Annotated in this window: 24 protein-coding genes; 8 read left to right on the top strand and 16 right to left on the bottom strand. The window is 68.5% G+C overall.

The genetic code is table 11. From position 1 onward, the window contains the following. Nucleotides 1–87: 87 nt before the first annotated feature. On the bottom strand, nt 88–2,130 hold the full coding sequence (locus tag ACYVAN_RS11560; protein WP_460958639.1) for a putative bifunctional diguanylate cyclase/phosphodiesterase: 2,043 nt from the start codon (nt 2,128–2,130) through the stop codon (nt 88–90). A 721-nt stretch (nt 2,131–2,851) separates the two neighbouring features. On the opposite strand from ACYVAN_RS11560, the gene ACYVAN_RS11555 reads away from it, so the two are divergent. The 3 genes from ACYVAN_RS11555 (at nt 2,852) to ACYVAN_RS11545 (ending at nt 5,974) form a co-directional block, all read left to right on the top strand. Continuing rightward, complete coding sequence (locus ACYVAN_RS11555; RefSeq protein ID WP_460958637.1) at nt 2,852–3,568, top strand: lysozyme; 717 nt, start codon at nt 2,852–2,854, stop codon at nt 3,566–3,568. 102 nt (nt 3,569–3,670) lie between these two features. Then, the gene (locus ACYVAN_RS11550; RefSeq protein ID WP_460958635.1) at nt 3,671–4,777 is read left to right on the top strand and encodes a pentapeptide repeat-containing protein; all 1,107 of its coding nucleotides are present in this window, start codon (nt 3,671–3,673) and stop codon (nt 4,775–4,777) included. A 66-nt stretch (nt 4,778–4,843) separates the two neighbouring features. Continuing rightward, nucleotides 4,844–5,974: a pentapeptide repeat-containing protein gene (locus tag ACYVAN_RS11545; RefSeq protein WP_460958634.1), complete on the top strand. Its 1,131-nt coding sequence runs from the start codon at nt 4,844–4,846 to the stop codon at nt 5,972–5,974. A gap of 58 nt (nt 5,975–6,032) precedes the next feature. Here ACYVAN_RS11545 and purL read toward each other — a convergent pair whose 3' ends face one another. The 3 genes from purL to purS are packed head-to-tail and all read right to left on the bottom strand — an operon-like array spanning nt 6,033 to nt 9,258. After that, a complete protein-coding gene (gene purL, locus ACYVAN_RS11540; protein ID WP_460958632.1) occupies nt 6,033–8,324 on the bottom strand; it encodes a phosphoribosylformylglycinamidine synthase subunit PurL in 2,292 nt (763 codons plus the stop codon). After that, complete coding sequence (gene purQ, locus ACYVAN_RS11535) at nt 8,321–9,022, bottom strand: phosphoribosylformylglycinamidine synthase subunit PurQ (protein ID WP_460958630.1); 702 nt, start codon at nt 9,020–9,022, stop codon at nt 8,321–8,323. Before purQ ends, purL begins: the two co-directional genes overlap by 4 nt. Next, the gene (purS, locus tag ACYVAN_RS11530; RefSeq protein ID WP_460958628.1) at nt 9,019–9,258 is read right to left on the bottom strand and encodes a phosphoribosylformylglycinamidine synthase subunit PurS; all 240 of its coding nucleotides are present in this window, start codon (nt 9,256–9,258) and stop codon (nt 9,019–9,021) included. The genes purQ and purS overlap by 4 nt, the downstream gene beginning before the upstream one ends. 288 nt (nt 9,259–9,546) lie before the next feature. Between purS and ACYVAN_RS11525 the strand changes: the two genes are divergently transcribed. Both ACYVAN_RS11525 and ACYVAN_RS11520 read left to right on the top strand, forming a co-directional pair. Next, nucleotides 9,547–10,557 carry an NAD-dependent epimerase/dehydratase family protein gene (locus ACYVAN_RS11525; protein ID WP_460958626.1) on the top strand — a complete coding sequence of 337 codons (1,011 nt, stop codon included), beginning with the start codon at nt 9,547–9,549 and terminating at the stop codon, nt 10,555–10,557. Between the two features lie 65 nt (nt 10,558–10,622). Continuing rightward, nucleotides 10,623–11,258 carry an MBL fold metallo-hydrolase gene (locus tag ACYVAN_RS11520; protein ID WP_460958624.1) on the top strand — a complete coding sequence of 212 codons (636 nt, stop codon included), beginning with the start codon at nt 10,623–10,625 and terminating at the stop codon, nt 11,256–11,258. A gap of 142 nt (nt 11,259–11,400) precedes the next feature. On the opposite strand, the gene ACYVAN_RS11515 is transcribed toward ACYVAN_RS11520, so the two are convergent. The 12 genes from ACYVAN_RS11515 to ACYVAN_RS11460 form a co-directional block, all read right to left on the bottom strand. After that, a complete protein-coding gene (locus ACYVAN_RS11515; RefSeq protein ID WP_460958622.1) occupies nt 11,401–11,805 on the bottom strand; it encodes a hypothetical protein in 405 nt (134 codons plus the stop codon). A gap of 127 nt (nt 11,806–11,932) precedes the next feature. After that, nucleotides 11,933–12,667: a DUF2334 domain-containing protein gene (locus tag ACYVAN_RS11510; RefSeq protein WP_460958725.1), complete on the bottom strand. Its 735-nt coding sequence runs from the start codon at nt 12,665–12,667 to the stop codon at nt 11,933–11,935. 177 nt (nt 12,668–12,844) lie between these two features. Then, nucleotides 12,845–13,738, bottom strand: a complete 894-nt coding sequence (locus tag ACYVAN_RS11505) for a phosphoribosylaminoimidazolesuccinocarboxamide synthase (protein WP_460958620.1) — start codon at nt 13,736–13,738, stop codon at nt 12,845–12,847. A 114-nt stretch (nt 13,739–13,852) separates the two neighbouring features. Then, complete coding sequence (locus ACYVAN_RS11500; protein WP_460958618.1) at nt 13,853–14,902, bottom strand: NAD(P)-dependent alcohol dehydrogenase; 1,050 nt, start codon at nt 14,900–14,902, stop codon at nt 13,853–13,855. Between the two features lie 155 nt (nt 14,903–15,057). Continuing rightward, nucleotides 15,058–16,488 (bottom strand): adenylosuccinate lyase, encoded by a 1,431-nt coding sequence (purB, locus tag ACYVAN_RS11495; protein ID WP_460958616.1) that lies wholly within the window; start codon nt 16,486–16,488, stop codon nt 15,058–15,060. Between the two features lie 96 nt (nt 16,489–16,584). After that, on the bottom strand, nt 16,585–17,259 hold the full coding sequence (locus ACYVAN_RS11490; RefSeq protein WP_460958614.1) for a hypothetical protein: 675 nt from the start codon (nt 17,257–17,259) through the stop codon (nt 16,585–16,587). A gap of 145 nt (nt 17,260–17,404) precedes the next feature. Then, a complete protein-coding gene (locus tag ACYVAN_RS11485) occupies nt 17,405–18,211 on the bottom strand; it encodes a hypothetical protein (RefSeq protein ID WP_460958612.1) in 807 nt (268 codons plus the stop codon). Next, nucleotides 18,211–18,753 (bottom strand): SigE family RNA polymerase sigma factor, encoded by a 543-nt coding sequence (locus tag ACYVAN_RS11480; protein ID WP_460958610.1) that lies wholly within the window; start codon nt 18,751–18,753, stop codon nt 18,211–18,213. Before ACYVAN_RS11480 ends, ACYVAN_RS11485 begins: the two co-directional genes overlap by 1 nt. A 321-nt stretch (nt 18,754–19,074) precedes the next feature. Continuing rightward, nucleotides 19,075–19,797 (bottom strand): DedA family protein, encoded by a 723-nt coding sequence (locus ACYVAN_RS11475; RefSeq protein ID WP_460958608.1) that lies wholly within the window; start codon nt 19,795–19,797, stop codon nt 19,075–19,077. A gap of 125 nt (nt 19,798–19,922) precedes the next feature. Beyond that, a complete protein-coding gene (locus ACYVAN_RS11470) occupies nt 19,923–20,162 on the bottom strand; it encodes a hypothetical protein (RefSeq protein ID WP_460958606.1) in 240 nt (79 codons plus the stop codon). Nucleotides 20,163–20,256: 94 nt separating this feature from the next. After that, the gene (gene nagA / locus ACYVAN_RS11465; RefSeq protein ID WP_460958604.1) at nt 20,257–21,429 is read right to left on the bottom strand and encodes an N-acetylglucosamine-6-phosphate deacetylase; all 1,173 of its coding nucleotides are present in this window, start codon (nt 21,427–21,429) and stop codon (nt 20,257–20,259) included. Nucleotides 21,430–21,649: 220 nt separating this feature from the next. Next, a complete protein-coding gene (locus ACYVAN_RS11460) occupies nt 21,650–22,222 on the bottom strand; it encodes a SigE family RNA polymerase sigma factor (RefSeq protein WP_460958602.1) in 573 nt (190 codons plus the stop codon). Between the two features lie 90 nt (nt 22,223–22,312). Here ACYVAN_RS11460 and ACYVAN_RS11455 point away from each other — a divergent pair, with 90 nt between their 5' ends. The 3 genes from ACYVAN_RS11455 (at nt 22,313) to ACYVAN_RS11445 (ending at nt 24,367) form a co-directional block, all read left to right on the top strand. Further along, nucleotides 22,313–22,594 carry a YciI family protein gene (locus ACYVAN_RS11455; protein WP_460958600.1) on the top strand — a complete coding sequence of 94 codons (282 nt, stop codon included), beginning with the start codon at nt 22,313–22,315 and terminating at the stop codon, nt 22,592–22,594. A 244-nt stretch (nt 22,595–22,838) separates the two neighbouring features. Further along, nucleotides 22,839–23,873 (top strand): class II fructose-bisphosphate aldolase, encoded by a 1,035-nt coding sequence (gene fbaA / locus ACYVAN_RS11450; RefSeq protein ID WP_460958598.1) that lies wholly within the window; start codon nt 22,839–22,841, stop codon nt 23,871–23,873. Nucleotides 23,874–23,959: 86 nt separating this feature from the next. After that, complete coding sequence (locus tag ACYVAN_RS11445; RefSeq protein WP_460958596.1) at nt 23,960–24,367, top strand: DUF3151 domain-containing protein; 408 nt, start codon at nt 23,960–23,962, stop codon at nt 24,365–24,367. Nucleotides 24,368–24,502 lie beyond the last annotated feature (135 nt).

The raw sequence follows: 24,502 nt of genomic DNA, 5'->3' as shown, positions 1-24,502 counted from the left end.
GCCAACCGCGGTGGCTCCGCGTCGCGGAGCACCGGAGCGGATGCTCCGCCGCGTCCTCCGGAGAGGTCACACCCTCAGGACAGGCCCTCAGGACAGGTGGTCGGCAATGAACGCGCGCATCCGCTCCGGTGAGCACGGTCGGGCGAAGAAGTAGCCCTGGCCGGTCTCGCAACCGATCTCGGCCACCCGACGAGCCTGCGCGTGCGTCTCCACTCCCTCGGCGGTCACCGTCAGCCCGAGCGTGTGCGCCAGGTCCACCAAGGTGCCGACGATGCGTTCGTCCACCGGATCGGCACGTTCCGGATTGCGCAATCCCTCCATGAACGAACCAGCGAGCTTCAGTTCGTGCACGGGCAGGTGCCGCAGGTAGGCGAGGTTCGAGTACCCGGTGCCGAAGTCGTCGATGGCGATGCGCACGCCCATCCCGGAGAGCTCGCAGAGCCTGCGCATCGGCTCGCCGGAGGTCTGCATGATCGCGCTCTCGGTGAGTTCGAGCTGCAACCGTGCTGGTTCGAGGCCGGTTTCCTCCAGGATCGCCCTGACGTCCGGGACCAGGTCGGGGTCGCGTGACTGGCGCACCGCGAGGTTGACGCTGACGAACGGAGCGGCGTCACCGAACTCGTCCTGCCACTTCTTGGCCTGCTCGCAGGCCCGCCGCAACACCCAGCGCCCGAGACGGACGATCAACCCGGTTTCCTCGGCCAGGCCGATGAACGTGTCGGGGCCGAGCCTGCCGAGTTTCGGATGCCACCAGCGCACCAACGCCTCGACCCCGACGATTCCGAACTCGCGCAACCCGATCAGCGGCTGGTACTCGACGTAGAACTCGTCGCCCTCCAGGGCGGCGGGCATGGTGGCCGACAGGCGGAACTTGGCGACCTCGTGCGCGTTGCGCTCGGGGTCGAACAGCTCCCATTTGCCCTTGCCCTCGGTCTTAGCCCAATACAGCGTCACGTCGGCATCGCGCATCACTTCGGCCACGGTCTGCCCGGACACCGGCCGCTCGACCACGCCGATGCTGGCCGAAACCGACAGCTCGTGCCCACCAATGCGGACCGGATCCGTCAGGGATCGGAGTGCTCGCTCGGCCAGTTCGATCGCCTGCCGGTGGTCCTCCGAATCCTCCACGAGGAGCACGAATTCGTCGCCGCCCATGCGGGCGACCATCCGCCGCTCTCCCGACACGGTCTCCGCCAGCCGCTCGCCGACCGCGACGAGCAGATCGTCGCCCACGTGGTGGCCGAGGCTGTCGTTGATCACCTTGAACCCGTCCAGGTCGAGGTAGCACAGCCCCACGCGCCGATCGGACGCGTCGGATTCCAGTGCGGCGCTGAGCCGTTCCAGGAACAAGGTCCGGTTCGCCAACCCGGTCAGCGGATCGTGCATCGCCTGATACCGGAGGCGTTCTTGCAGCTGGATCCGGTCGGTGACGTCCTCGACCATCGCAACCTGGTACAGAGGCTCGTCGGCGTCGCCGCGCACCAGGGTGATGACCGCCTCTGTCCACACCGGGGTGCCGTTGAAGCGGATGAACCGCTGGTCGAACCGGAACTGCTCGCGCTCACCGCGAGCCAGTTGCTCGTAGGCCTCCCGGAACTGTTCGGAGTCGTCCGGCAGCGTGAACTCCTGCACGTGCATGCCCCGCAGCCTCGCCGGTGCGGCACCGAGGATCTCGCCCATCGCATCGTTGACCTCGATGATGTTGCCCGCCGCGTCTCCGATCCCGATACCGATACCGGCCCCGACGAAGATCGCCCGGAAGCGCGCCTCACTGACGCGCAAGGCCTGTTCGACGGATCCGCGGGCGTCGAGCACGGTCTGGCGGATGGCTTCCTGCTCGTCGAGGGTGCGCTTGCGCGCCGCGTGCACGAATCCCGCGCACAGTTCCGCCTGCAGTTGCGCCACGCGGCTGCGCCATCCGGTGGGGCCGTTGACGTCGAGCACGCTGACGAGTTCGTCCCCGAACAAACCGACGGTGCGGGACAGCGATTCCGCACTGATGAACTGCACCGCCACCAGGTCGGCTCCGACTTCGCGGGCGGGAGCGGGATCGAACGGGTCCGCCAGCAGGGCTTCGACGATACGGTCGGTGAACTCGCGTAAGCGGTCTTTCACCTCGCCGCTGGTCATCGGTACGTAGCTCGTTCCGATGAGCGCCTCGCCCCAGGCCGACGCGAGCCGCCGCCGATCGGCTTGACTGACCGCGGCCGCAATCTCGCGCGCGCCCGACACAGGCCGCGCGCCCGGCACAGGCGTTGTCCAGCCGGTCATGCCTGCGCGCCCCCCATTCATCGTACTCGTCTCGACCAGTTCGCCTGGAGCATACGACCGAACGGACCGAGGGTCGAACAACCGGATCTCCGCTTTCGGTGGATTGATCCTTTCCGGACGGAGCTGCTCACCGGCTCGCAGGGCGGTTCTCGCGGACACCGTCCGGAACCGAGATCAGCTTCCTCCGCGTCGGCCGCAAGGGTTTTCCCCCGCCCGCCGGTAGCTCTCACACCACCGGTGATGTCGACGCGCACCACCGCTGAAAGACGGGGACCAACGCTCAATTTTTCACACTTTTGTGCCACGTCGATTTCGTCGTCGCTGTCCGCATTGCGCCATTCCGGTCAAAGATCCACCTAAGATCTACATAACTGGAAAAGTTCTCGCCACACTTTCGGGCTACATGCTGCTGCGTCCAGTGACAGTGGCACCCCAAAACAGCGAGGTCCGCATGAACCGTTCGAGTTGCCGCACCCGCGCCCGCGCACTCATCCCCCTACTCTCCATCACCTGGGCCTGCGCGTTGGTCTTCAGTTCCTTCGCGCACGCGAGTAGCCCACCCCCAGGAACGGAGAGCGCGATGGCAGTACAGAACTCCGGCCACGCCGACGATCACCCGATGGGTTCGCAAATCCGCAAGCACGAGGGCGGCGACCCCGAAGCCACTCCGGTGCCGGCCCCGCTGGCCACCGTGGCGGGCATCGACGTCAGCAGCCATCAGGGCAACGTCGACTGGCAGTCCTGGTGGGACCAGGGCAAGCGGTTCGCCTACGCCAAGGCCACCGAAGGCACCAGCTACGAGAACCCCTACTTCGCCCAGCAGTACAACGGGTCGTACGACGTCGGCATGATCCGCGGCGCCTACCACTTCGCCCTGCCGGACAACTCCAGCGGCGCGGCACAAGCCAACTTCTTCGTCGACAACGGCGGTGGCTGGTCCGGCGACGGCAAGACCCTTCCCGGCGCGCTCGACATGGAATACAACCCGTACGGCAGCAACTGCTACGGGTTGAGCCCCAGCGCGATGACCGCGTGGATCAAGGAGTTCAGCGACACCTACCACTCGCGCACCGGCCGCCACCCCGTCATCTACACGAGCACGAGCTGGTGGAACCAGTGCGTCAGCGGCGATTTCAGCGCGACGAACCCGCTGTGGGTCGCCCGCTACGCCGACAGCGTCGGTGAGCTGCCGTACAACTGGTCGGTGCACACCTTCTGGCAGTACAGCTCCTCGCCGATCGACCAGAACCTGTTCAACGGCGCCTACGACCGGCTGCAGGCGCTCGCCACCGGCTGAGCGCGGAGCCACGGGCCGCTCGGGGTCGCCGGTTTCGCCAACGGCGGCCCCGATCACGGCAAAACCCCCCGAACACCCCCACCGAACCACGATCATCACCAGATGCGTGAACGCAAGCTCGGCCTGATCAGCACCGTCACCCTCGCCGTCCTCGTGCTCATCGCGGTAAGCGCGGCACTCCTGATCTTCGACCCGCGCACCAACGGCGCCGACGCGCTGCGCACGGGCGGCCTCGCCGCGGGATCCATCGTCGCCCTCTACGCCCTGTGGCTCAACGACCGGCGCCGACGTACCGGAGAACAACGCCAAGAACTGGAACACCGGCGAACCGACCTGGAGCGGGACCGAGTATCGGACGAGCGGTTCGCCCGGGCCGTCGAACTGCTCGGGCACGACAGCGACCAGGTCCGGGTGGGCGCACTGCACGCGTTGGCGGGCCTCGCCCGCAACCACTCCGGCTACACCCAGACCGTGCTGGACGTCCTCTGCTCGTACCTGCGCCGACCCTTCCGGCACCCGCGCCACGCGGTCGCACCCCGCGACGAGGCAACCCCGGATAATCCTGTTTGGACAGGACAGGAACGGGACGACGCGGAACGGGAGCTGCAGGTCCGATTGACCGCACAGCGCCTGATCCCCGATCTCCTTCCGTTCGCGGGTGACGCCGCGGCCCCTGGCTACGACCTCGACCTGACCAACGCGACGCTGGAATACTTCGACCTGTCCGAGCGCCGGATCGGGTCTCTCGTGCTCCGGTACGCGCGGCTGTACAGCAGCAACAACTTCAGCCGCTGCGAATTCGACGGAACCGCTTGGTTCACCGGCACGAAAACCGCACCCGGTCGGCTGGCCGGTCACTTCCGGTGCGAAGACGTGGTTTTCGGGGAACGTGCCTGGTTCAGCGGCGTCGACTTCCACGGCCGGAGTTCCTTCGACCGGACCCGGTTCCACGGCCGCGCGAAGTTCGCGCACAGTCGTTTCGGCGACACGGTGTCCATGGTGGACGCTACGTTCGAGGGCGTCGCCGACTTCCGCTCGTGCGCGTTCGAATCGGGCGTGGACCTGCGTTCGGTCCGGTGGTCCGGCGAAGTGCTGCACGCGAACGTACGCACCGGGTCCGGAGGCGCCGCGCTCCCGGAAGACTGGGGGGCGAATGGCGAGAAACCGAACGAGGGGAAGCCGGGCAATCGGGACCAGATCGACGCGTGAAGTGGCATGGCAGATCCCCCGGAAAGCCCTGCCAACCGACTGCGCGATTCAGCGAAGATGAGCGGCATGCGTGATCACCGGCTCCTGCTGACAATAACCACTGCCGTGCTGATGCTCCTGGGCACCAGCACCGCGCTGTTGATTTTCGACCCCCGCGTCAACGGAGCCGACGCCCTCCGGACCGGTGGGCTCGCGGCAGGTTCGGTGATCGCCCTCTACGCCCTCTGGCTCAACGACCGGCGCCGGCGCACCGACGAACACCGCCAAGAACTGGACCGGCGGCGGCAGGAGCTCGACACCGAGCGGTACGCGCTCGAGGAGCGCAAGCAGGACCTCGAACACCGCCGATCCGACCACGATCGGAACCGGGCGGCCGACGAACGCTTCGCCCGATCCGTCGAACTGCTGGGCAACGAAGCGGACCAGGTCCGGGTAGGCGCACTGCACGCGCTCGCGGGGCTGGCGAGCACCCATCCCGATTACACCCAGACAGTTCTCGACGTCCTGTGCTCCTACCTTCGCCGTCCGTTCGACCATCCGAAGTGGTCACTGCCGAGCGAAACCCGCTTGCAGATCACACCGGAGCAGGAGCGGGAGCGGCACGTGCGGCAAACAGCACAACGCCTGATCGCGGATCTGCTGCCGACCACCGACACCGACTCGCCCCCGATCTACCACCTCGACCTGACGCGGGCCTGGCTGGAGCGCTTCGACTTGTCGGATCGGGTAGTGGGTCGGGTCGCCGCTTACCGATGCCGGTTCCGGCACACCACGAACTTCAACCGCGCCGAGTTCCGCAATTCCGTGCACTTGCGCGACAGCGTGTTCCTAGGACGGATCCGCAGCGACCACGCGCTGTACCACGAGCTCGTCCAGCTGCGCGGGATCCGTTCCTTCGAACCGTGCGGATTCGACGGCGCCCGATTCCGAGGCGATGCCGACCTGAAGCACTGCGACTTCACCGACCGGGTCTTCCTGCGAGAAGTCACGTTCGGCGGATCGCTCGACCTGCGTCACGCCCGCTTCCACAGCGGGGTCGAGCTGAGCGTGCACGGTGAAGCTCCCGCCGTGCTGCTCGACGATGCCCGCATCGACCCTGGGGCATCGAGTTCCGAGATTCCCGAGGGATGGGGTTTCGGGACGATCGCAGCAGTTCCCGGTGGCGGCAGTGGGAGTGTCGACTTCTCGAGGAATTGAGCGAGGCCGCCGGGAGCGGTGCGGTGACTCGAACCACCTCACCGCCCCCGGCCGCTGCTCACTCGAACAATGCGGGAAGTGTTCCCTCCCACGCGCGGCGCAGCTCCGCCAGCGGGATGTCCGCGACGTCCTGGATCTCCAACGACTCGGATCCGGCGTCCGCGACACCGACCCGCGTCCACGGCAACTCGCGTGCGGTGCACATCTCGGTGAAGCGCAGTTCCTCGCTGCGCGGCACCGCCACCAGCACACGAGCCGAGGACTCGGAGAACAGCCACACGAACGGATCGGCGCCTTCGGGAAGGATGACCCGAGCACCGCACTCACCGATGAGCGCGGTCTCCACCAGCGCCTGGGCCAAGCCGCCCTCGGAAAGGTCGTGCGCGGCCGAGATCATGCCGTCGCGCGAGCCCGCGAGCAGCACCTCGGCGAGCAGCTTCTCCCTGGCGAGGTCGGGCTTCGGCGGCACGCCGCCGAGGTGGTCGTGCGCGACCCGCGCCCATTCGGAACCGCCGAACTCCTCGCCGGTCTCGCCGAGCAGCAGCAGCGTCTCGCCCGCTTCGCCACCGATCCCGGTGGGGATGCGGCGGGTGACGTCGTCGATCGTGCCGAGCACCCCGACCACGGGGGTCGGAAGGATCGGCGTGCTTCCGGTCTGGTTGTAGAAGCTGACGTTCCCGCCGGTCACCGGGATGCCGAGTTCGACGCATCCGTCGGCCAGCCCGCGCACCGCCTGCTGGAACTGCCACATCACGCCCGGATCCTCGGGAGAACCGAAGTTCAGGCAGTTCGTCACGGCCTTCGGGACGGCCCCGGTGACCGCGACGTTGCGGTACGCCTCGGCGAGTGCCAGCTGCGCACCGGTGTAGGGGTCGAGCCTGGTGTAACGGGCGTTGCAGTCGGTGGCGACCGCGATACCGCGCCCGGTCTCCTCGTCGATGCGCAGCACGCCACCGTCGGAGGGCTGGGCGAGGACGGTGTTGCCCCGCACGTACCGGTCGTACTGGCTGGTCACCCACTCCCGCGAGCACAGGTTGGGTGATTCGGCCATCCGCAGGATGGTCTCCCGAATATCGTCCGAAGTAGACGGTCGCTGCAGCGTGGCCGCGCTGTCGGCAGCCAGCAAGTCCTGTTCGGACGGACGTTCGACCGGACGCTCGTAGACCGGCCCCTCGTGCGCGACGGTGCGCGGCGGGACATCGACGACGAGCTCGCCCTCGGAGTAGATCTCCAGGTTCTCGCCGTCGGTGACCTCGCCGATGACGGTCGCTGTGACGTCCCACCGCTCGCACACGGCCATGAAGGCGTCCACATCGGACGGCTGGACGACCGCGCACATGCGTTCCTGGGACTCGCTGGAGAGGATCTCCGCGGCGTTCATCCCGGTGGCGCGCAGCGGAACCTGATCCAAGTCGACGCGCATGCCGCCGTCACCGGCCGAGGCCAGCTCGGAGGTCGCGCAGGACAAGCCCGCGCCCCCGAGGTCCTGGATCCCCACGACCAGCTGCGAGTGGTACAGCTCCAGGCAGCACTCGATGAGCACCTTCTCGGCGAACGGGTCGCCGACCTGGACGCTGGGCAGCTTCTTGCGGCCGGAACCGGTCTCGTCACCGTCGAAGGTCTCCGAAGCCAGCACCGACACCCCGCCGATGCCGTCGAGCCCCGTGCGAGCGCCGAACAGGATGACCTTGTTCCCGGCACCGCTGGCGTGCGCCAGGTGCAGGTCCTCGGTCTTCATCGCGCCCACGCACATCGCGTTCACCAGCGGGTTGCGCGCGTAGGACTCGTCGAAGACGACCTCGCCACCGATGTTGGGCAGCCCCAGGCAGTTGCCGTAACCACCGACGCCCGCGACCACACCGGGAAGCACCCGGCGGGTGTCCGGCGCGTCGGCCGCGCCGAAGCGCAGCGGATCGGCAACGGCTACCGGTCGCGCACCCATCGCCATGATGTCGCGCACGATCCCGCCCACTCCGGTGGCCGCACCCTGATAGGGCTCCACATAGGACGGATGGTTGTGGCTCTCCAGCTTGAACGTGACCGCCCAGCCGTTGCCGATGTCCACGACACCGGCGTTCTCGCCGATGCCCGCGAGCATCTTCTCCCGCATCTGCGGGGTGGTCGTCTCGCCGAAGTACTTCAGGTGCACCTTCGACGACTTGTAGGAGCAGTGCTCGCTCCACATCACCGAGTACATCGCGAGCTCGGCTTCGGTGGGCCTGCGCCCCAGGATCTCGCGAATCCGGGCGTATTCGTCGTCTTTCAGGCCGAGTTCCGCGAAGGGCTGCGCGGTGTCCGGAGTGGACTTCGCGCGGTCCACGCTGTCGACGTGCAGATCAATGTCGCTCACGCTGCCACCAGTGCATCCAGGACGGACAGGAACATGCCGAGACCGTCATCGGTGGGTCCGGTCAGGGGGTCGATCGCGTGCTCGGGGTGCGGCATGAGCCCCGCCACCCGACCGCGGGCATCGGTGATCCCCGCGATGTCGCGCCGCGAACCGTTCGGGTTGCCGTCGACGTAGCGCATCAGCACCCGACCCTCGCCCTCGATCTCGTCGAGAGTGGCCTTGTCGGCCATGTAGGCGCCCTCGCCCGACTTCAACGGCACGAGCAGCTCGGCACCCGCGTCGTAACGGGTCGTCCACACCGAGGTGTTGTTCTCGACCTTGAGCCACTGGTCCCGGCAGACGAAGTTGAGCACGGCGTTGCGGGTCAGCGCACCGGGCAGCAGCCCGGCCTCGCACAGGACCTGGAAGCCGTTGCAGATGCCGAGCACCGGCATCCCCTTGCCCGCCGCCTCGACGACCGGTCCCATGACCGGCGCGAATCTGGCGATCGCCCCGCACCGCAGGTAGTCACCGTAGGAGAAGCCACCGGGCACCACCACGGCATCGACCCCGCGCAGGTCGGCGTCACCGTGCCACAGGGCGACCGGTTCGGCGCCCACCCGGCGCACCGCGCGCTGTGCGTCGGTGTCGTCGAGCGTGCCGGGAAACGTGATGACGCCGATCCTGGCGCCCGCGCTGGTCGTCACGGCCGTGCTCATGCTTCGACCCTGCGCACGGTCCAGTCCTCGATCACGGGGTTGGCGAGGAAGCCTTCGGCGATCTTGGCGAGCGTCTCGTCGTCGACCGAATCGTCGACCTCCAGCTCGAACCGCTTGCCCTGGCGGACTTCGGAGACACCTTCGAACCCGAGGCGGGGCAGCGCGCTGGCCACCGCCTGACCTTGCGGATCGAGGATCTCCTGCTTCGGCATGATGTCGACTACGACTCGGGCCACGGAGGCTGCTCCCGGTTCGTGCAAATCCATCGCCCCTGCGGAGCCGGATGGATGGCCAGCAGTACTGCCAAAGGGTAACTGAGCTGGGAGTTCGACCTCACCGTCAGGTCCCCGTGGTGCGGTGTGACTCACGTTCCACCTCCCCGCAACGGGACTCCCGGACCAAATCCTCGTTCAACACGGCCCCACGAGGTGACCGCTGTCACGCGTCATGCGCATCGAGCCCCGCGGGTTCCGCCTGTGGCGAACCCCGGCACGGCACGAGCCTCGATGCGTCAGAGTCGGACCATGCGCATCCTCGTGCTCGGCGGAACATCCTTCCTGTCCCAAGCGGTCGCCTCCGAAGCCGTACGCCGCGGCCACGACGTCCAGTGCGCCGCACGCGGCCGTTCCGGAACGGTTCCGGACGGCGCCCGACTGGTCAGCGTCGACCGGGACGAGCCGGATGAACTGCGCAAACTGGCCGGAGAACGGTTCGACGCCGTGGTCGACGTCGCCACCATGTCACTGCCGTGGGTGCGCGACGCGCTCGCGACGCTCGGCGACCACGCACCGCACTGGACCTTCGTGTCCAGCATCAACGCGTACTCCGACACCGCGACCAAGGGCCAGGCGCCCGGGGCTCCGGTTCACGAACCGATCGCCGACAGCCCCGTCCCCGATGGCGGAGACCCCGGCCCCACGAAGGAGCAGAGCCCGGAAACCTACGGCCGCACCAAGGTCGCCTGCGAAACCGCCGTCCGCGACGCGATCGGCGAATCGCGTGCGTTCGTGGTCCGCCCCGGCTTGATCACCGGGCCGGGCGACCCCATGGACCGCTTCGGCTATTGGCCCGCCCGGTTCCGGCGCGGCGGTCGAGTGGTCGTCCCCGAAACCCAGCAACCCATCCAGCACATCGATGTCCGCGACCTCGCCGCGTGGATCGTCGACGCGGGCGAACGCCGCCTCACCGGCACCTACGACGCCGTCGGCCCTGTGCGGACGCTGGGGACGTTCCTGGACGAGATCGCCGACCTCGCCGCCGCCGACGGAACCGAACCGGTCCCGATCCCGGAGGCGGACCTGGTCGAAGCGGGTGTGCGGCCTTGGGCCGGACCGAAATCGCTCCCCCTCTGGCTACCGGGCACCCACCACGGGCTGGCCAGCCACGATCCCGAACCCGCGTCCGCAGCCGGGCTCGCCATCCGTCCGCTCGTCGAAACGGTACGGGCCGCACTGGCCGATGAGGACGCGCTCGGCTTCGATCGCCCCCGCAGGGCAGGCCTCACCGCCGAGGAGGAGGCCGAGCTGTTGCGTTGAGGCGCGGTGGGTGACCGGTGATCGTGCGACATTGGACGCGACGACATCAACGAGAGGAGAGCGCGTTGCGCATCACCCACTTCGGCCATTCGTGCGTGCTGCTGGAGAAGGACACGACCCGAGTGCTGTTCGATCCCGGCGCGTTCTCCACCGCTTTCGAGGACCTGCGTGATCTGGATGCCATCGTCATCACCCACCAGCACGCCGACCACGTCGATGTCGACCGACTCCCGGCATTGATCGAGAACAACCGGCAAGCACAGCTGATCACCGACACCGGCTCCGCCGAGATCCTGGTGGGGCGCGGGTTCACGCCCACGGCCGCCGATGCGGGCGACTCGTTCGACGTCGGCGAGTTCGCGTTCAACGTCGTCGGCGGCAAGCACGCGGTGATCCATCCCGACCTGCCGCAGGTGGACAACATCGGCTACGTGGTCGATCACGGCGCCTTCTACCACCCCGGGGACGCGTTCCACGTTCCCGAGCAGGCCATCGACGTGCTCGGACTCCCCACGGGGGCGCCGTGGCTGAAACTGTCCGAGGCGATCGACTTCCTGCGGGCGGTGGCGCCCCGGGTCGCGGTGCCGATCCACGAAGCGGTGCTCGCCATGCCCGCGATGCACTACCGGCGCTTCGAAGAACTCGGCCCCGAGGACACGGCCGTGCGTGTGCTCGACCGGGGTGATCCCGCCACCGTCTGAGCCACCGCGCCCCACTGCGAAGCCCGGTGGCGCTCGTTCTCGGAGCTACCGGCTCCGGTGTACTGGCTCCGGTGTACCGGCTCCGGGGGCGTGAGCACCGTGGCCGACCCGAGGACACCCGAGTCGGCCACCGCTCGCGAGCTCAGTCGTCGTGACCGTCGTCGTTGTCGTCGTGACCGTCGTCGTTGTCGTCCCGGTCGTCCAGTTCGTGCCGGTCATCCCGTTCGTGACGGTCGTCCCGGTCGTCGTCGCCCCGGCCGTCGTCGTCCCGTTCGTGACGATCGTCCCGGTCGTCGTCGCCCCGGCCGTCGTCGTCCCGTTCGTGGCGGTCATCCCGGCCGTCGTCATCCCGGCCGTCGTCGAGCCGAGCGTGCCCCGGCCCGGCAGGCCCGGGCTCGACCGGAAGCTCCTGCACCGTGCCGGTGCCCACCTCCTTCGGGGACGAGTCCGTCGCGCCCGCCACCGCGATGCCGGTTCCCCCGAGCCCCACGGTCGCGACGACCGCGGACACCATCAACCAGGTTCGCTTCCCATTCCGAATGCTCATGTCACTGCCTTCCGCAAGCTCCGTCTTCCGTTTCGGACAAGACCAGCTTCGGACCCGGGTGTGAGTGACCACTGAACCCGACATGAAAGAGGTGTCATGTTCGGCGGCGACGTGCGCCACCACGCGCTCAGCCTTCGCCGAAGGCGGGAAACGAGCCGTACGTGACCGGTCGGGCCCCGTGGTGCAGGGCGAGCTCGACGGAATCCAGCACGGCCTGCCGCGGACCCGGACGATCGAGGTCCGCTGCGTCGACGGCCAGCCGGATCGCGCGTTGCCGCCGCGCGGCCCGCCCCACACCGAGGAGGAGCGCGCGACACCACCACGGTTCAGCGCGGTGCCCCGGGCCGAGCGCGTGCAGCCTGCACCGGTGAACCCGACCGCTGCGGAGATCGCGAACGGTCATCGCGTCAGCGCACACCTCGAACCCGTGCCGTGCGAGCGCGGTCACCGTCCCCGGCGAAGCGAGCCATCGCGGTGGCACGAACGTGCCGGTGCGCAGGTCCAGCCGGTCCAGTACCGCTCGCGCGGCGGCCAATCGGAGTCCCGCTTCGTGCGCCGGGAGCGCGGCGAATTCGGCCCCGCGCAACGCGGCGGACGGTCGTCGTGGCGTGCGGGCCAGCCGGAGAGGCATCGACGACGGGGTGGGGGCGTGGTCGAAGCCGTGCAGACTCACCGCATCGCCGCTCGCAGCGCGGGAACGGACCCAGCTCAGCACCTGTTCGTGCGGACGGGAGTCCTCGGCGGGCCTCGGCGCGACGAGCAGCGACAGCGGTACCTGTCTTCGGTCGAGTTCGGCCGCGAAATCCGCGCACCGGTCCAGCGCTCGGATCCCGATCCCGGACAGCGACACCACGAGCGGCATGCTCACGGTCTTCAAGTGGACCTCACGTGGGTGTCCACCCGCTGACGTCGGCGTGAGCGGGGAATGCACGACCGGCGAAACCCGGCGGTGAACGCGTCAGCGGACGGAGAACACCGGCTCGGAACGCGGCAGGTCCGAACGATGCCGGGTCCGAGCGGCGCGATCGAACGCGCCGGGTCAGACCAGGGGAGCCGGCCAGTCCGCGAGGTCGCGCCCGGTGATCTTCTCGTAGGCCTCGACGTAGCGGGCGCGAGTGGCGGCCACGACGTCATCGGGCAGCGGGGGCGGCTGCACATCGGAGGCGCGGTCCCACCCCGAAGCCGACGAGGTCAGCCAGTCCCGCACGTACTGCTTGTCGAACGACGGCTGCACCCGACCGGGCTCGTAGTCGCTCGCGGGCCAATACCGCGACGAGTCGGGGGTCAGCACCTCGTCACCCAGGACCAGCGACCCGTCCGCCGCCAGGCCGAACTCGAACTTCGTGTCGGCGAGGATCACTCCGCGCGTCTCCGCGTGCTCGGCGGCCCGCCGGTACACCCGCAGGGTCACCTCGCGCAGCTGCTCGGCCCGCTCCTCGCCCACGGTCTCGGCGACCGCGTCGAAGCTGACGTTCTCGTCGTGGGCGCCGATCTCCGCCTTCGTCGCCGGAGTGAAGACGGGTTCCGGCAACCTGGACGACTCGATGAGCCCATCGGGCAGCGCGACACCGCACACCGCGCCGGTGTCGAGGTAGTCGGCCATCCCCGACCCGGTGAGGTAACCGCGGGCGACGCACTCGACGGGAAGCATCTCCAGCCTGCGCACGAGCAGAGCGCGACCACGCACCTCCTCGGGGATCCGGGGGTCGTCGGCCGCGGCCAGGTGGTTCGGGACCACATCGGAGAGCAGGTCGAACCAGAAGACGCTCATCGCGGTCAGCACCCGTCCCTTGTCCGGGATAGGACTGTCCAGCACGTGGTCGTACGCCGAAATGCGGTCGGAGGCAACCATCAGCAGGTGCTGGTCGTCGACAGCGTAGAGCTGGCGGACCTTACCGGCGGCGACCTGGGGGTAATCGGCGAGTGCAACCACGTTCGCGATTGTCTCCCACCGGGGCGTCACCCGAGTAGGAGGCCCCGCGCCCGCCGGGCCCGCGCGGACGAATTCCGTCGCGCGGGCCGACGCGGACCCGGCGGATCCAGACAGTCAGGCTGCCCCGATGGTGGAGGTGTCGATGACGAACCGGTACCGGACGTCGCTGTTCTCCACCCGCTCGTAGGCGGTGTTCACCTCGTCGGCGGAGAGCAGTTCGATCTCGGCGCCGATCCCGTGCGCCGCGCAGAAGTCCAGCATCTCCTGGGTCTCGGCGATGCCGCCGATGAGCGACCCGGCGAGCGCCTTGTTGCCCGCGATCAGCGAGAAGGCGTTGTAGGACAGCGGGCTGCTCGGCGCACCGACGTTGACCATCGCCCCGCCCGTGGACAGCAGCGAGAGGTACGAGTCGATCGGCAGTTCGGCCGAAACCGTGTTGAGGATGAGGTCGAAGCGGCCCTTGAGAGTTGCGAAGGTGGTTTCGTCGCTGGTGGCGTAGTACTCCTTGGCCCCGAGCCGGATCCCGTCCTCCTGCTTCTTCAGGCTCTGGCTCAGCACGGTGACGTCCGCGCCCATGGCCGCGGCGATCTTGACCGCCATGTGGCCGAGACCGCCGAGGCCGACGACCGCGACCTGCTTGCCCGGTCCCGCGTTCCAGCGTCGCAGCGGCGAGTAGGTGGTGATGCCCGCGCACAGCAGTGGCGCCGCGATGTCGAGTCCGATCCCTTCCGGGATGCCGCAGACGAAGGACTCCTTGACCACGACCTGCCGGCTGTATCCGCCGTAGGTGTTCTCGCCGTCGAAGCCGACACCGTTGTAGGTGGGCACGTTGCCCTCGACGCAGAACTGCTCCTGGCCCGCGACGCAGGTGTCGCACTTGCCGCAGGAGTCGACCATGCAGCCCACTCCGACCCGGTCACCGACCTGGTAGGAGTGCACGTCCGCGCCGACGTCCGAAACCACGCCGGCGATCTCGTGGCCGGGCACCATCGGGAAGATGCTCGCGCCCCACTCCTCGCGGGCCTGGTGGATGTCGCTGTGGCAGATCCCCGCGTACGCGATGTCGATCCGCACGTCGTCCGGCCGGAGCTCGCGGCGTTCGATGGTGGTCTGCTCCATCGGAGCACCCGGGCTCGGGACTGCGATCGCGTGAGTTGTGGCCATGTTTCCTCCGCATGGTTCCGACAGCCGGAACCATGCCCCAATTGCTACGTATGAATACGTTAACCAGCCTAAGAGGTTCGGCCGGAACGCGCCGTAACCGTTGACCGGTGGACGGTCCGGGAAGCAGCCCATCCGCTGCCTCCCGGACCGCAGGATCAGAGGATGGGGGCGGGCGCGTAGGCCGCGGCCTCCGGGTGCCGGGCGGTGATCTCCTCGATCTCGGCGACGACGTCTCCGACCTGGGAGGCGGCCGCGCCGGTGAAGTCGAGCCGGTCCGCGAGCAGCTCCCCGAGCTCTTCGCGCCCCAGCGGCAGGCGGTCGTCGGCGGCCAGCCTGTCGAGCAGATCGTTGCGCTCGATGCCCTCCTCCCGCATGGCCAGGGCAACGGCGACCGCGTTCTCCTTGATCGCCTCGTGCGCCGTCTCCCGGCCGACACCCGCCCGCACGGCCGCCATCAGCACCTTGGTGGTGGCCAGGAACGGCAGGTAGCGGTCGAGCTCGCGAGCGACCACGGCGGGGTAGGCACCGAACTCGTCGAGCACGGTCATGAACGTTTCGAGCAGGCCGTCGAATGCGAAGAACGCGTCCGGCAGGGCGATCCGGCGAACCACCGAGCAGGAGACATCGCCCTCGTTCCACTGGTCCCCGGCCAACTCGCCGGTCATGGACACGTACCCGCGCAGGATCACCGCCAAGCCGTTGATGCGCTCGCAGGACCGGGTGTTCATCTTGTGCGGCATCGCGCTGGAGCCCACCTGGCCCGGCTTGAAGCCTTCGGTGACCAGCTCGTGCCCGGCCATCAACCGGACGGTCGTCGCCACGTTGGAGGGTGCGGCCGCGAGTTGGGCGAGGGTCGTCAGCACCTCGAAGTCCAGCGAGCGGGGATAGACCTGCCCGACGCTGGTGAGCGTGCGACCGAATCCCAGGTGATCGGCGATGCGCTGTTCGAGGTCGGCGAGGTTTCCCGCGTCGCCGAGCAGGTCCAGCATGTCCTGCGAGGTGCCCATCGGGCCCTTGATGCCGCGCAGCGGGTACCGGCCGAGCAGTTCCTCCAGCCGCCGGAAACCGACGAGGAGCTCGTCGGCGGCGGTGGCGAACCGCTTTCCGAGCGTGGTGGCCTGGGCGGCGACGTTGTGCGAGCGACCGGCCATGACCAGCTCACCGTGCTCGGCGGCCAGCTTGCCGAGCCTCGCCAGTACCGCGACCGAGCGGTCCCGCACGAGTTCGAGGCTGCGGCGCACCTGCAGCTGCTCGACGTTCTCGGTGAGGTCGCGCGAGGTCATACCCTTGTGCACGTGTTCGTGCCCGGCGAGCGCGTTGAACTCCTCGATGCGGGCCTTCACGTCGTGCCGGGTCTCGCGCTCACGTGCGGCGATCGAGTCCAGATCCACCTGCTCCAGCACGCGTTCGTAGTCGGCCAGCGCCTGTTCCGGCACGTCGATTCCGAGGTCGGCTTGAGCGCGCAGGACGGCGAGCCACAGGCGGCGCTCCTGGATGATCTTGTGCTGCGGAGACCACAGCTCGACCAGCTCGGGCGAGGCGTAGCGGGCGGCCAGGACGTTCGGGAGGCTGGGCTTGGCGGTCACAGGTAGCCAGGATACTGGCGACACCCGCGGCGGGGTCGTCTACCCCGCCGCGGGTGACCTGCCGAAACGGTCCGACGCGGCGAACCGTCACCACGCCTACGAGTACGTGAGCTCCGGGTCGGTGGCCAGCACGTCGAGCTGGTGGTGCGGAACGGCGACTTCGTCCCGCAGCTCGTCGTCCCCGCCGAACGCGGGATCGTAGGTATAGCTGGAGAACATGGTCACACTGCCGTCGAGCAGGTAGTGACGGCTCGTGGCCACCGCGTAGGCGGGGTCTCCGCTGTGCCCGATACTGCGCACCAGGACGGATCCGTCGTCGAGCCGCTCACCCTCGCAGCTGACCACCGTGAAGTACTTGTCGCTGGCGCACGACTCCCGAGGCGACTCGGTGAGGTAACCCGGCGCGGTGTACTGGGCCGTCACGGCCGTATTGCCGAGCTCGTCGTGGAACGTCGCGCGCCCCTGGATGTTCGCGTTCCCGTCGACAGGTTCCGGCCTGCTCACCGCGATCCCCTCGACTTGGGGCACGACCTCGCCGAACACCGAACCCAGCCGATCCCGTAGCTCTTCGGTGCGGGTGGCGAGCTCGTCGTCCGAGAGGTCGGGCGGCACGGTTCCCTCCGGCGGCCACACGATGTCCGGCACTTCCCCGCTCGTTCCGCCTGCCCCGGGGCCGTCCGCTGCCGAAGCGGCGAGCGGGGCGGCGAGCAGCGCGGCGAGAACGAAGGGTAACGAGACCGCGAACCGGCGGGCACGTGTCTTGGTGCGCATGAATGCTCCTCTTCGGTTGTGGACCCACCACATTCGGCGGGTCCGGTATGCGGTGGATCCGACATCTACCGGGTTTTTCCCGGTTTCGTCCGGTTTTGTCCGGGCACGGAGCGGTTCGAAACGAACGCGACGCCCGTGCCGGGTGCTATTCGTCCAGCGTCAGTAACGGATCGGACGCCAACTTGGTGAGCTGAGCGATGCTCAGCGTCGGGTAATCCCGCACCTGCCCCGATTCCGCGTCCGGTGCCGCCAGGTCGTAGCTGTAGGCGGTGACGAAGCGGACCGTGCCGTCGGGCCGGAACTGGTGCACCGTCTGGAGAACCGGACGTCCCTCGTAGCGGGTCGTCGACTCCGATTCCACGAAGACCGACCCGTCTTCTTGAGGACGCACGGTGCAACGGGCGTGCTCGCCCGTGGTGCACACCTCCCGCGGTGAGTGCGGGAACGAACCCGGTGCGTAGACCTGCAGGTTGACCTCGGTCGGTCCCACTTCGTCGGCGAAGGCCAGCCGGAAGTGCAGCGCGGTCTTGTCAACGGCCTTGACCAAGCGGCCCACGCCCCCGGTCACGTCCACGTCGATGTTCCGCGCGTCGGGGGCGTACCCCGGGAAGATCTCGGCCAGGTGCCGCCGGATCCGCTCGGCTCGCGGCCACAGTTCCTCATCGGACAGTCGAACTTTTTCGACACCGCTCGGTGGCCACTCCGGCATCGGCCAGCTCCGGTCCACCACCGGTGACGCCGCCGCCACCTCCTCGAACTCGCTGCCCCCGACAGCCGGGAGCACGGCGACCAACCCCAGAACCACCAGCGTTGACAGCCCGGCCCCGAGCGCGGTGACCCGCTTGCGTCGCGCGTGACCCGCCTTGGTGGCCAGCTCGTCGGGATCGAAGCCCAACGGCGGTTCCTCGCCGACGGCGGTCCGCATTCCCTCGCGTAGGTGTTGCTCGTCCATCACACGTCCTTCCCGGTACCGACCCCGGCCATTGCGGGATCCGTCCTCGCGAGCACGGCGCGCAGGCAGCGCAAACCCCGTGACGCCTGACTCTTGACCGTTCCTTCCGAACACCCCAGCGCGGCGGCCACCTCGGCCGTGGGCAGGTCCTCCCAATAGCGCAGAACCAGCACGGCCCGCTGTCGTGGTGGAACCTCGGCCAGCGCACGCAACAGCACGTGCCGGGTGCGCGCGAGTTGGCCCGCCACGGCCGGGTCGGCACCAACATCGCCGGTTTCCGGCACCACGCCGCTGCGTTCCTCCGCACGGCGCCATGGTCGGCGCCGTTCGTCCAACCAGGTGCGCAGGAGCACTTTGCGCGCGTAGGCGTCCGCCGTATCGCGCTCGACCCGTTTCCACGCCCGGTAGAGCTTGACGAGCGTGTTCTGGACGAGGTCCTCGGCCAGGTGCCAGTCGCCGCAGAGCAGAAACGCGCTGCGCCGCAGCACCACCGCACGGTCCCGGGCGAACTCGCGGAACGACTCTTCGAACTCTGCCCGCATTCAGTGATCCCCTTTCCGCTGTCCCCACCCGCTGATACGGGCGGGGCGGAAGCGGGGTTGCACGCAGGACAGAAGGGAACCGGGACGCGTGGGCGGAGCGGGCGGCATTCCGCCGAGCGCGCGCCGGTGAGCACGAGGTTCATCGCTCGATGCGGGGAGAGCCGCCGGGCTCGCCAACAGCGGCGGCCGGGGGCGGCGAGGGGACGAGCGTCCTCGCCGGGGAAGGCGTTCAACACGAATCGGGGTGCGGATCACCGGATCCGCACCCCGATTCGGTCGCGTTGAACTCGATCGGCCGAAACTCGATCGGCCGAAACTCGGTCAGGTGGTCAGGTTGCGGGCCTTCTGCCGCTTGCTGCGCACATACTCGAAGATGATCGGCACGATCGAGAACACCACGATCACCAACGCCATCATTTCGAGGTTTTCCTTGATCCAGGGAATGTTCCCGAGGAAGTAGCCGAGCAGCGACATGCTCACGGTCCAGAGCACACCGCCGACGGCGGAGTAGATGAAGAACTTCCGCTGATCCATCTTTCCGACCCCGGCGACAGCCGTGATGAAGGTGCGGACGATCGGCACGAACCTGGCCAGAATGATCGCGCGGGCGCCGTAGCGCTCGAAGAAGTCGTGGGTCTTGTCGACGTGCTCCTGCTTGAACACCTTCGAGTCGGCCTTGTTGAACAGCGCGGGGCCGACCTTGCGGCCGATCCAGTAACCGGTCACGTTCCCGACGAACGCGCACACCGACAGCAACACGCACACCAGCCAGATCGGGGTGTCGATCGCACCGGAGGCCACGAACAGGCCCGCGACGAACAGCAGTGAGTCACCGGGCAGGAAGAAACCGGCGAGCAGACCACATTCGGCGAAAATGATCAGGCACACGCCGATGAGAGCGAACGGGCCCATCGCCTGGATGATGTTCTCGGGGTCGAGCCACGCCGGGAGCAGAGCGAGCGAAGACGTACTTGCGGCATCGAGCGTCGCGGGCAGTTCTGGCATCACGCTCGCCAACGGTACATTGACCCGGCTTTCGGCCACGGCACGGTCATCCTCTCGCCGACCACCATCCGACACCGCACGCACGTCCGGGTTCCGGGCGTGCGCACCGAGCGCTCAGGGCAGCGCGGGAATCACGGCAGCGCGGGAATCAGGAGCAGCGGCAATCACGGCAGCGGCAATCCGGTCAGCGAGAAGAATCCGGCGAGCATCCCGGCCGCCACACCGAGCAACACCGCGGCCAACAGCACTCGCGCCACCGGGATCCGGCCGGACCGCCGTTCCTGCGGTTCCCGCGCCGTGCGGTCACCGGTCGAGGTCGGCTGCGGCACCCCGCCACCCGCGGCCTGCGCCCGCAGCGCGGCCGACAACACGCGCTCCGGGTTCTCGCCCCCTGAGGTGCTCATACCGCAAGGATAGCTCCGAGCGGAACCGAGACCCGACGAGATCGACACGATTCACCGGACACGTCTCGCCGGGGACGACTCGGCGGCGGTCCGGTCACCCCACCCACGCGCCGTGCCGCATCACACGGCGCAGCCGGAGGTCGTCGTCCAAGGACACCAGATCGGCCGCGAGGCCGGGACGGATCGCGCCGATGCGGCCGGAGGCGCCGAGCAGCGCTGCCGGAGTCGTCGCGGTGGCCGCCACCGCGTCCGGCACCGAAAGGCCGCATCCGACCATGTTCCGGAAGGCGCGATCCATCGTCAGCGTGCTCCCGGCCAACGACCCGTCCGCGAGCCGGGGTTCCCCGTCGACCACGGTCACGGGCAGCTCACCCAGCTCGTAGATACCGTCGCCGGCAGCGGTCGCGCTGATCGCGTCGGTCACCAATGCTGTCCGTCCGGCACCGGCGTGGCCTGCCGCGAGTTTCACCACGGCCGGGTGCAGGTGCACCAGGTCGCAGATCAACTCGACGGTGACCCGCTCGTCGTCCAGCAGCGCGCCGATCGGTCCCGGCTCCCGGTGGTGCAGCGGTCGCATGCCGTTGAACAGGTGGGTGGCCACCGAAGCACCCGCGTCCACGGCAGGCACGACCTGCTCCAGCACCGCGTCGGTGTGCCCGATCGCGGCGATCACCCCGTTGTCCACCAGCCGGCGAACGGCGTTGTTCGCATGTTCGAGCTCCGGCGCCAGCGTCACCATCGTGATCGCGTCCCGCCCCGCCCGGAGGAGCTGTTCGACCACGTCCGCTTCGGGGGGACGCAGGACCGCCGGGTCGTGCGCCCCGCAGCGAACGTCCGCCAGGAACGGCCCTTCGAGATGGATACCGGCGATCAGGCCGTCGGTGACGAGTTCGCGCAGCGCACCGATCTGCTCGGTCAGCAGTGGCAACGACGCGGAGACCAGGCTGGCCACAAGGGTGGTCGTTCCGTGCCGCAGGTGGGTCTCGGCAGCCGTCACCGCCTGCCCGGGCGCCAACGAGTTGAACGACGCCCCGCCGCCGCCGTGGCAGTGCAGATCGACGAAACCGGGCACGAGCCAGCCGCCACCGAGGTCGACGCTGTTCCCGGCAGTCGCACCTGGGGGCGCACCTGGGGGCGGGCCGCCGGTCGCCACCTCCTCGATGACTCCGCCGACCACCCGCACCCGGGCGTCGTCCACCACTCCTCCGGGCGTGACGACGCGCGCGCCGGACAGCGTGAAGTCGTGGCCAGGCGATGGCGTGCTCATCGTGCGTACCGTCCTTCGGTCACCGGGCGCCGCCGACGAGACCGGCGAGCGTGAATCGATACGACGATCCTCCGCCATCGACCCATCAGTGGTCTACACCAGCCGGATGTGGGGTTGCTCGCGACGTGACCTTCTTCGGCGTGGTGGTGCCATAACCGGGCCGGTGGCTCGGGCATCAGCCCGCCCGGGTTCGGGCCCATCCGGGGCCTCCGCACTACATTCAGTTGATGATCTTCTGCAGCGCCTCCAGCGCGCGACTGGCGGTGGACTTCACCGTTCCCTTCGAAACCCCGGTCGCCTCGGAGATATCGGCCTCGGACAGGTCTCCGTAGTAGCGCAGCACCAGAACTTCCCGCTGGCGCCGGGGAAGTTCGGCCAACGCGGTCACCACCGCCTGGTGCTCGGCGGAGAGCATCGCCAACGACTCCGCCGAGCGGGCGTCGGCCTGGTGCGGTGGCTGGTACTCCCGCGCGGTCTTGCGCCGACGCAGCACCGAACGACTGCCGTTGACCACGGCCGTGCGCAGGTATCCGAGCGCGGCTTTGGCGTCCCGGAGGTTCGCCCAGTTCCGGTAGAGACCGGTGAAGGCCTCCTGCACCACGTCCTCGGCAGTCGCCGGTTCGTCGACGAGCAGGATCGCCAGCCGGACCATGCGCATTCGCTGGTCGCGGTAGAGATCTTCCAGCGTGAGCGGGGAATCCGACACCTCGGCCGAGGACGAGTCCAACGCGCGCAGGTGCCCCAACGTCCGCTCGACGCTGCGCTCGATCCGGGGCTTTCCGTCGTCGACCATGAACCGAAAGTACCGGTAGCGGTGCGGCCACCGGCCCGGAACCGGGTAGCGTCGCCCGCAAATCGTTATCTGGAGGAACGGAGATCGACGATGGCGAAGTTCGTGGTCGAGCTGGTGTACGGCGAAGACCGTGAGCACCTGCAGGCTGTGCGGCCGGCGCACCGGGAGTACGCCCGAGAACTCGCGGCGAAGGGCGTGCTCCTCGCGGGCGGACCGTTCGCGGACGACACGGGTGCACTGCTGCTCTACGAAGTCGCCGACGAGGACGAGCTCCGCGAGGTCATCGACAAGGACCCGTACACCGAAGCGGGTGTGATCGCCGAAACCACCATTCGGGGGTGGACGGCGGCCACCGGATCCTGGCTGTCCTGACCCCTTCACCGCTGGAACGGACGGGCCCCCGAAGGGGCGAACCGGGCAGGGTGAAGGAGTTCACCACGGCCCGCACGTGTGAGGATTGTGACAGGGATTGGTATCCACACCGATCCAGTTGTTTTCACTGTGACGCGAACGTGGAGCGCCGGGCTGCACGAGCCCCCACAGGATCCCTGCGGACTCGTTGGATTCCGCGCAACTCCCCGCCACCAGAAAAGCTCCATCCCCGAGGAGGACATCGATGCCCATCGCGACCCCCGAGGTCTACGCGGAGATGATCGACAAGGCGAAGTCGAACGAGTTCGCCTACCCGGCGATCAACGTGACCTCGTCGGAGACGCTCAACGCGGCGCTGCGTGGCTTCGCCGAAGCCGAGAGCGACGGCATCATCCAGGTTTCGACCGGTGGTTCCGAGTTCGCATCCGGGACCAAGGTCAAGGACATGGTCACCGGTGCGACCGCGCTGGCGGAGTACGCCCACGTGGTCGCGGACAAGTACCCGGTGAACATCGCGCTGCACACCGACCACTGCCCCAAGGACAAGCTCGACGGTTTCGTCCGTCCGCTGATCGAGATCAGCCAGGAGCGGGTCAACCGCGGTGAGAACCCGCTGTTCCAGTCGCACATGTGGGACGGTTCGGCCATCGAGCTCCACGAGAACCTCCAGATCGCCAGCGAGCTGCTGGAGGCCTCCGCCAAGGCGAAGATCATCCTGGAACTGGAGGTCGGCGTCGTCGGCGGCGAGGAGGACGGTGTCGCCAACGACATCAACGAGAAGCTCTACACCGCCCCCGGCGACTACGAGCACACCGTGGAAGCCCTCGGCGGCGGCGAGAAGGGGCGTTACCTGCTTGCCGCCACGTTCGGCAACGTGCACGGCGTCTACAAGCCGGGCAACGTCAAGCTCCGCCCGGAGATCCTCAAGCAGGGCCAGGAAGTCGCCTCCCAGAAGCTCGGCCTGCCCGCCGGGTCGAAGCCGTTCGACCTCGTCTTCCACGGCGGTTCGGGGTCGTTGCTGGAGGAGATCCACGAGGCGCTCTCCTACGGCGTGGTGAAGATGAACATCGACACCGACACCCAGTACGCCTTCACCCGGCCGATCGCCGAGCACATGTTCAAGAACTACGACGGTGTGCTCAAGGTCGACGGTGAAGTCGGCAACAAGAAGCTCTACGACCCGCGCAGCTACCTCAAGGCCGCCGAGCAGGCGATGGCCCAGCGCGTGGTCGACGGTTGCGAGTCGCTCAAGTCGAGCGGCCGCAAGCTGGTCGGCTGAGGCACCGGCCCGCACGACCGACGGCCCGCCCGGCACCGGGCGGGCCGTTGTGCTTCGCAGAGCCGGTCTACTGACAGGATTGCGCCATGGAGAACCTGCTGGAACCGCCCGAAACACTGCTTCCGGAGAACGAGTCGGCGCAGGCCGCCCTGGACGCCGGCACGAATCCCGCGACGGTCGCCGCCGAACACCCGACGTTCAGCGCCGCCTGGGCCCAGCTCGGCGAAGCCGCACTGGAGTCCGACGAGGTCATCGCCGCGTACGCGTACGCGCGCACCGGCTACCACCGCGGGCTGGACGCCCTGCGCAAGTCCGGCTGGAAGGGATTCGGACCGGTCCCGTGGCGGCACCGCCCCAACCAGGGAGTGCTGCGTGCGGTCGCCGTGCTGGCCAAGGCAGCCCGCAGCATCGGTGAGGACGACGAGTTCGAGCGCTGCCGCCAACTGCTCGCCGACAGCGACCCCGCTTCGCTGGAAGCGACCGGCCTGGCCTGACCCAGCCGGCTCGGGGCCGGCCGGCTCGGGGCTGATCGACTCGGGGTTGATCGACTCGGGGCCGGTCGGCTCGGGGTTGATCGAAGGCGCTGGGCTGATCGAAGGCGCTGGGCTGATCGAAGGCGCTGACGGAAG

This window comes from Parasphingorhabdus pacifica (assembly GCF_054779195.1).
Note: the sequence above shows the minus strand (reverse complement) of the source record. Positions and strands in the feature narration are given on the sequence as shown.